This is a genomic window from Shinella sp., from assembly GCF_052438155.1.
Lineage (GTDB): Bacteria > Pseudomonadota > Alphaproteobacteria > Rhizobiales > Rhizobiaceae > Shinella.
Window position 1 is genome coordinate 1 of record NZ_JBQVPI010000070.1, and the last position, 7,483, is coordinate 7,483.

Consider the following 7,483-nt stretch of genomic DNA (forward strand, 5'->3'; position numbering starts at 1 on the left):
AGGGGCGAGGAAAACATGGGTCAATTCTCAGTGAAAACTTATAACCCTCCCGGGTCACTTCTCAGTGCAACTCAACAATCGGAGATCGACGTCGCGGCATAGCCCTTCTGCCAGAACAGATGAGTCGCAGCCGAAAGGGCTGCGTCTCGATCGAAGGCACGAGGCCGGCCACGGGCGGGCTTGGGTGCGACGGGGGCTTTTTCTGAATTCTGCATCGTTCGATATATAATCCCTTGACGGGCGCCTGCAACGCGCTTAGTTCATTTCTGTATCGTTTAATACAGAAAGAAATGACCATGAGTGAGCTGACTGGAAAACGTGCCCTTGTCACCGGCGCATCACGCGGCATCGGAGCCGCCATCGCACTGACGCTCGCCGAAAAAGGTGCAGATGTTGCGATCACTTACGAGCGTTCGGCCGATAAAGCCAACGAGGTCGTTCGGGCCATCGAGGCCAAGGGCCGGCGCGGCTTCGCGATCCAGGCCGACAGCGCTGACGCGGCTGCCGTGAAAGCCTCGGTGCAGGAGGCCGCCGCAAAGCTCGGTGGCCTCGACATCCTCGTCAACAATGCTGGCATCGCGCGCCGTGGTCCGGTCGCCGAGATGAGCCTCGCGGATATCGATGCAATCCTCGACGTGAATGTGCGCTCGGTGGTGCTGGCCTCGCAGGCCGCCATTCCGTTGCTTGGACAGGGCGGCCGCATCATCTCGATCGGAGCGAACCTCGCCGAACGCGTGCCGTTTCCGGGCGTCACCGTCTATTCGATGTCAAAGTCGGCGCTGCTGTCCTTCACCCGCGGTCTGGCCCGCGAGCTTGGCCCGCGCGGTATCACCGTCAATCTGGTCCATCCCGGATCGACCGACACCGACATGAACCCTGCCCAGGGCGAAACCGCGGACGCGCAGCGCGCGCTGTCGGCGCTCGGCCATTACGGCAAGCCGGAAGATATCGGAGCCGCGGTTGCTTTCCTGGCAAGCCCTGCCGCGCGGCAGATCACCGGCACCGGCCTTCTGGTGGATGGCGGCGCCAACGCCTGAGCGCTCATACCCAGAAACGAAAAAGGGCCCGGCAGATTGCCGGGCCCTTTTTGTTATCTGGCTTGCTCTGCCGCGCTTAAGGCTGAACCGCTTCCGCGTCGCGGCTGGCGAACTGGCGGTTGATCGAGATCGCCAGCAGCGTGCAGACCGCGCCCGAGAGCAGATAGATGCCCGACGATGGCAGGCCGAAATGGCTCGACATCACGAGTGCGACCAGCGGTGCGAAGCCGGCGCCGAACAGCCAGGCAAGGTCGGTGGTCAGCGCCGAGGCGGTGTAGCGATAGCGCTTGCGGAAGCTCGATGCGACCGAACCCGAGGACTGGCCGAGCGACAGGCCGAGCAAGATGAAGCCAAGGATCATGAAGGCGAGTTCGCCAGCGAGGCCGCCATCGAGCATCTGAGGAGCGAAGCCCGAGAACACCGCGATCGCGATCGCCGAGCCGGCGAGCAGGGTACGGCGACCGACCTTGTCCGCGATATAGCCCGAGAACAGCATCGCGATGATGCCGACAACGGCGCCGATGCATTCGATCACGAGGAAGCGGCCGGGCGTTTCACGGGTGAACAGGAACACCCAGGACAGCGGAAACACCGTGACCATGTGAAAGAGAGCGAAAGACGCGAGCGGTGCGAAGGCGCCGACGACGATGGTGCGGCCCTGCTGTGCCAGGGTCTCCGGCACCGACGACGGCTCGAGCTCACGGCTTTCGAACAGTTCGGTATAGCCCGGCGTCACCACCATGCGGAGACGGGCGAACAGTGCGACGACGTTGATGGCGAAGGCCACGAAGAACGGATAGCGCCAGCCCCAGTCGAGGAAATCTTCAGCAGAGAGCGTATCGACGAAGAAGGCGAACAGCGCGGAGGCGACGATCAGGCCGATCGGTGCGCCCAGCTGCGGGATCATGGCGTACCAGCCCTTGCGGCCTTCCGGCGCGTTCAGCGCGAGAAGCGACGCAAGGCCATCCCAGGTGCCGCCCCAGGACAGGCCCTGGCCGATGCGGGCCGCGGCCAGCAACCAAGCGGATGCGATGCCAATGGTCTCATAACCGGGCAGGAAGGCGATGGCGACGGTGGAGACGCCGAGCAGGAACAGCGCAATGGTCATCTTCGCGCCCTTGCCCTGGCGGCGATCGATCTCGGTGAAGATCATCGTACCGATCGGGCGCGCAATGAAAGCCAGCGCAAAGATCGCGAAAGAATAGAGTGTGCCGGTCAACGGGTCGTGGTTCGGAAACACCAGTTTCGGGAAAACCAGCACCGAGGCGATCGCGTAGACGAAGAAGTCGAAGAATTCCGACGTGCGCCCGATGATGACCCCGATGGCGATCTCGCCCGGGTTCACCTGGCCGTGGCTGTCCGCGTTCAGGCGACGGGCATCCTCTTCCATCGTCGATTGCGCTTGCGCCATATCTTCAATCCATTTGTATCGTAGGTTGCGTATACTGAATTCGGCGCAAGAATGCATGCCGGCCAGTTGACGATTTGTCGTGAAGCGCAGTTCCGAACCATTGGACAAATTGTCCAATGTTGCCCTGCAGCAAATGCGCCTAACCGTGCGCGCAAACGGACATCATCGAATGGGTAAGACCTTGAGCCGCCTGAGAATCCTCCTTTTGCTGCCACTGGTTGCCCTGCTTGGCGGCTGCAATTTCGTCGTGATGAATCCTGCGGGTGACATCGCAGTGCAGCAGCGCGATCTCGTGGTCGTCTCCGTGGTTTTGATGCTGCTCATCATTATCCCGGTGATGTTCCTGATCGTGTTCTTCTCCTGGAAATACCGACAGGCGAACACCGAAGCGAAATATGAGCCGGACTGGGATCACTCCACCCATCTCGAGCTCGTCATCTGGGCGATCCCGCTGCTGATCATCATCTGCCTCGGTGCGATCACCTGGAGCAGCACCCATCTGCTCGATCCGTATCGCCGCCTCGACCGCATCAGCCCCGGCAATGCCGCGACGCTGAATGACCCGTTGCTCGTCGAGGTCGTGGCGCTCGACTGGAAGTGGCTGTTTATCTATCCGGAATATGGCGTGGCTGCGGTCAACGAACTCGCTGCTCCGGTGGATCGCCAGATCCGCTTCAAGATCACGGCCACTTCGGTGATGAACTCGTTCTACATCCCCGCGCTGGCCGGCCAGATCTATGCGATGCCGGGCATGGAGACAAAGCTGCACGCCGTCATCAACAAGGCCGGCAAGTATGAAGGCTTCTCGGCCAATTATTCGGGCGCCGGCTTCTCCAACATGCGCTTCGCCTTCCACGGTGTGGATCAGGCTGGTTTCGACGCCTGGATCGCCAAGGCCAAGGGCAGCCAGGACAAGCTGAGCCGCGACGTCTATCTCGAGCTCGAAAAGCCGAGCGAGAAGGTGCCGGTGAAGCTCTACAACAGCGTCGATGCCGATCTGTACAAGCTGATCCTCAACCAGTGTGCTCAGCCCGGCAAGATGTGCATGAGCGAGATGATGGCAATCGACTCGAAGGGTGGCATGGGTCTCGCCAGCGCCCGCAATATCCTGCCGCTCAAGTACAATGTCTCGCAGCTCGATGGCTCGGCTTCGGTCAAGAACTACGTCGCCAGCGTCTGCACCGTGGCAGATGCGATCCGCGAAGCTGCCGACCGCACCTTCACGCCAGGCGACTCGACACCAATGAGCGGTGCCGGCCTGCCGCGTCGTCGCAATGCGACTGAGCCCTTCCAATTCACGCCTGCGCCGTCGCCCGCTGAGCGACGTGCGTCCAACACCTGATCCGGATCAATTCTCATGTCTGCTGCAACCGGAATTGCTGAAAACACCGGGCTGGCGAAGTTGATCTTCGGTCGCCTCACCTTCGAATCGCTGCCGCTGCACGAGCCGATCGTCGTTGCCACCTTCTGCGCCGTCGCGCTCGGTGGCATCGCGCTCGTGGCTGGCCTGACCTATTTCCGCCTCTGGGGCTATCTCTGGAAAGAATGGTTCACCAGCGTCGACCACAAGAAGATCGGCATCATGTATATGATCCTCGGTCTTGTCATGTTCCTGCGTGGCTTCGCCGATGCGGTCATGATGCGTCTGCAGCAGGCGCTCGCCTTCAACGGCTCCGAAGGTTATCTCAACGCCCATCACTACGATCAGGTGTTCACCGCCCATGGCGTGATCATGATCTTCTTCGTGGCGATGCCTTTCGTCACCGGCCTGATGAACTACATCGTGCCGCTGCAGATCGGCGCCCGCGACGTGTCGTTCCCGTTCCTGAACAACTTCTCGTTCTGGATGACCACCGGCGGCGCGATCCTTGTCATGATCTCGCTGTTCGTCGGTGAATTCGCCAAGACCGGCTGGCTGGCTTATCCGCCGCTTTCCAATATCGGCTACAGTCCGGATGTCGGCGTCGACTATTACATATGGGCGCTACAGGTGGCCGGTGTCGGCACGACGCTATCAGGCATCAACCTGATCGCGACCATCGTGAAGATGCGCTGCCCCGGCATGACCATGATGAAGATGCCGGTCTTCACCTGGACCTCGCTCTGCACCAACGTCCTGATCGTTGCGTCCTTCCCGGTCCTGACCGCGTGTCTCGCCCTGCTGTCGCTCGACCGTTACGTCGGCACCAACTTCTTCACGAACGATCTCGGCGGCAACCCGATGATGTACGTGAACCTGATCTGGATCTGGGGCCATCCGGAAGTCTACATCCTGATCCTGCCGATCTTCGGTGTGTTCTCGGAAGTGACCTCGACCTTCTCGGGCAAGAAGCTGTTCGGCTACACCTCGATGGTCTACGCCACGGTCTGCATCACGATCCTGTCCTACCTGGTGTGGCTGCATCACTTCTTCACCATGGGCTCGGGCGCGAGTGTGAACTCGTTCTTCGGCATCACCACGATGATCATCTCGATCCCGACCGGTGCGAAGATCTTCAACTGGCTATTCACGATGTATCGCGGCCGCATCCGGTTCGACCTGCCGATGATGTGGACCGTCGCCTTCATGCTGACCTTCGTGATCGGCGGCATGACCGGTGTCATGCTGGCGATTCCGCCGGCCGACTTCGTGCTGCATAACTCGCTGTTCCTGATCGCCCACTTCCACAACGTCATCATCGGCGGCGTGGTGTTCGGCGTGTTCGCAGCGATCAATTTCTGGTTCCCGAAGGCGTTCGGCTTCAAGCTCGATGAGTTCTGGGGCAAGGTGTCGTTCTGGTTCTGGGTCGTCGGTTTCTGGGTCGCCTTCACGCCGCTCTATGTGCTCGGCTTTATGGGCGTCACCCGCCGCATGCGCGTGTTCGAAGATCCGTCGCTGCAGATCTGGTTCATCATTGCCGGCATCGGTGCTGCGATGATTGCGGCCGGCATCGGTGCCCTGCTGGTTCAGATTGCAGTCAGCATCTGGCGCCGCAAGGAACTGGCCGACCATACCGGCGACCCGTGGAACGGCCGCACGCTGGAATGGGCGACCTCGTCGCCGCCGCCGGACTACAACTTCGCCTTCACCCCGGTCGTGCATGACAATGACGCCTGGTACGACATGAAGAGCCGCGGCTATGCGCGTCCGCTGCAGGGCTTCAAGCCGATCCACATGCCGAAGAACACCGGTGCGGGGATCATCCTCTCGGGCTTCGCCACTGCGCTCGGCTTCGCACTGATCTGGCACATGTGGCTGCTTGCAGCAGTGTGCTTCATCTCGGTCATTGCCGGCGCCATCTACCATACGTTCAACTACAAGCGTGACTTCCACATCCCGGTGGATCAGGTCATCAACACGGAAGCCGAGCGTACCAAGCTCCTGGCAGCACAGGCCGCATCATGAGCGCACCGACCCAAACCATGAGCGGCGAAGCTCCGGTCTTCTACGTCGCCGACGAGCACGATCATCCGCCCGGCCAGAGCACGATGCTCGGCTTCTGGCTCTATCTGATGAGCGACTGCCTGATCTTCGCGATGCTGTTCGCGACCTTCGGCGTGCTCGGCACCAGCTACGCCGCGGGCCCCGGCCCGAAGGATCTGTTCGACCTCAAACTGGTCGCGCTCAACACCGCGATGCTGCTGTTCTCGTCCATCACCTATGGCTTCGCCATGCTGGAGATGCAGAAGGGTAACAAGAACGCGACGCAGATGTGGCTGGCGATCACCGGTCTGTTCGGCCTCGCCTTCCTCTGCATCGAACTCTACGAATTCCACCACATGATCCATGAAGGTGCCGGCTGGTGGCGCAGTGCCTTCCTGTCGTCCTTCTTCACGCTGGTCGGCACCCACGGCCTGCACGTCACTTTTGGCATCATCTGGCTGGTGGTTTTGATGGTGCAGGTGTCGAAGTTCGGTCTGATCGAAGCCAACCAGCGCCGCCTGATGTGCCTCAGCATGTTCTGGCACTTCCTCGACGTCGTCTGGATCGGCGTCTTCACCTTCGTCTATCTGATGGGAGTCGTGCGATGAGCGCCGACGCACACGCCAATAACGGTCACGATGATCACGCCCATGGCCACGGCCATGATGACGGTCGCGACCACGGCTCCATGAAGTCCTACATGACCGGCTTCATCCTGTCGGTCATCCTCACCGCCATCCCGTTCTGGTTGGTGATGGGCAATGTGATCCAGAACAAGAACTGGACCGTCGCGATCATCGTTGCTTTCGCGGTCGTGCAGATTTTTGTTCACATGATCTACTTCCTGCACATGAACACGACGTCGGATGGCGGCTGGACCCTGATGGCGCTGATCTTCACGCTCATCGTTGTCGTTATCGCGCTCGCTGGCTCGCTTTGGGTGATGTACCACCTGAACGTCAACATGATGCCAGTTCACGACATGAGGAATATGCCCTGATGAGCGAGTCCGACCGCGCCCCGCGTGGCCCGGTCACGCTCTCGGTGCTGGCGGTTCTCGCCATCCTCGGTATTGCAGGCTTCATGGCGCTCGGCATCTGGCAGGTCGAGCGCCGCGCCTGGAAACTGGATCTGATCGCACGTGTCGATCAGCGCAGCCACGCCGCACCCGCTGCTGCACCCGGGCCCGCGGCGTGGCTGGCCACTTCTCGCAGCAATGACGAATATCGTCGTGTCACTGCCTCCGGCACATTCATGCAGGGCAAGGACGTGCTGGTGCAGGCTGTCTCCGATCTCGGCGCCGGCTTCTGGGTTCTGACGCCATTGCGCACGGACGCCGGCTTCACCGTCCTCGTCAATCGCGGTTTTGTCAGCCCGGATGAGCGCAAGGCGGGTGCGTTTGCCGCACCCGCATCGCCGGTCACGGTGACCGGCCTGCTTCGTATCTCGGAGCCCAAGGGTGGCTTCCTTCGCACCAATGATCCCGGTGCTGGGCGCTGGTTCTCGCGGGATGTCGCCGAGATTGCAGCAAGCCAGAAGCTCGATGCCGTCGCGCTGTTGAGTTGCACTGAGAAGTGACCCGGGATTTTCATTGAGAAGTGACCCGGGTGGGCGTGGTTGATGTGCTGCCTG

General features: G+C 61.0%; 7 protein-coding genes. 6 read left to right on the forward strand and 1 reads right to left on the reverse strand.

Translation table 11 applies throughout. The features are described from left to right. Window positions 1-296: 296 nt before the first annotated feature. A complete protein-coding gene (locus tag ACT6VE_RS34080; protein ID WP_444802579.1) occupies window positions 297-1,037 on the forward strand; it encodes a 3-oxoacyl-ACP reductase family protein in 741 nt (246 codons plus the stop codon). Between the two features lie 76 nt (window positions 1,038-1,113). Here the strand turns inward: ACT6VE_RS34080 and ACT6VE_RS34085 are convergent, their stop codons facing one another. Next, window positions 1,114-2,448 (reverse strand): MFS transporter, encoded by a 1,335-nt coding sequence (locus tag ACT6VE_RS34085; protein ID WP_444802580.1) that lies wholly within the window; start codon window positions 2,446-2,448, stop codon window positions 1,114-1,116. Between the two features lie 169 nt (window positions 2,449-2,617). Here ACT6VE_RS34085 and cyoA point away from each other — a divergent pair, with 169 nt between their 5' ends. From cyoA to ACT6VE_RS34110, 5 genes are read left to right on the forward strand one after another with little or no spacing between them, the layout of a single operon-like run. Continuing rightward, window positions 2,618-3,790 carry a ubiquinol oxidase subunit II gene (gene cyoA / locus ACT6VE_RS34090; RefSeq protein WP_444802581.1) on the forward strand — a complete coding sequence of 391 codons (1,173 nt, stop codon included), beginning with the start codon at window positions 2,618-2,620 and terminating at the stop codon, window positions 3,788-3,790. A 15-nt stretch (window positions 3,791-3,805) separates the two neighbouring features. Continuing rightward, entirely contained in the window at window positions 3,806-5,833 is a 2,028-nt protein-coding gene (gene cyoB, locus ACT6VE_RS34095; protein WP_444802582.1) for a cytochrome o ubiquinol oxidase subunit I, read from the forward strand. Further along, entirely contained in the window at window positions 5,830-6,459 is a 630-nt protein-coding gene (gene cyoC, locus ACT6VE_RS34100) for a cytochrome o ubiquinol oxidase subunit III (RefSeq protein WP_444802583.1), read from the forward strand. Before cyoB ends, cyoC begins: the two co-directional genes overlap by 4 nt. After that, window positions 6,456-6,851 carry a cytochrome o ubiquinol oxidase subunit IV gene (gene cyoD / locus ACT6VE_RS34105; RefSeq protein ID WP_444592913.1) on the forward strand — a complete coding sequence of 132 codons (396 nt, stop codon included), beginning with the start codon at window positions 6,456-6,458 and terminating at the stop codon, window positions 6,849-6,851. Before cyoC ends, cyoD begins: the two co-directional genes overlap by 4 nt. Continuing rightward, window positions 6,851-7,429: an SURF1 family protein gene (locus ACT6VE_RS34110; RefSeq protein WP_444592912.1), complete on the forward strand. Its 579-nt coding sequence runs from the start codon at window positions 6,851-6,853 to the stop codon at window positions 7,427-7,429. Before cyoD ends, ACT6VE_RS34110 begins: the two co-directional genes overlap by 1 nt. Window positions 7,430-7,483 lie beyond the last annotated feature (54 nt).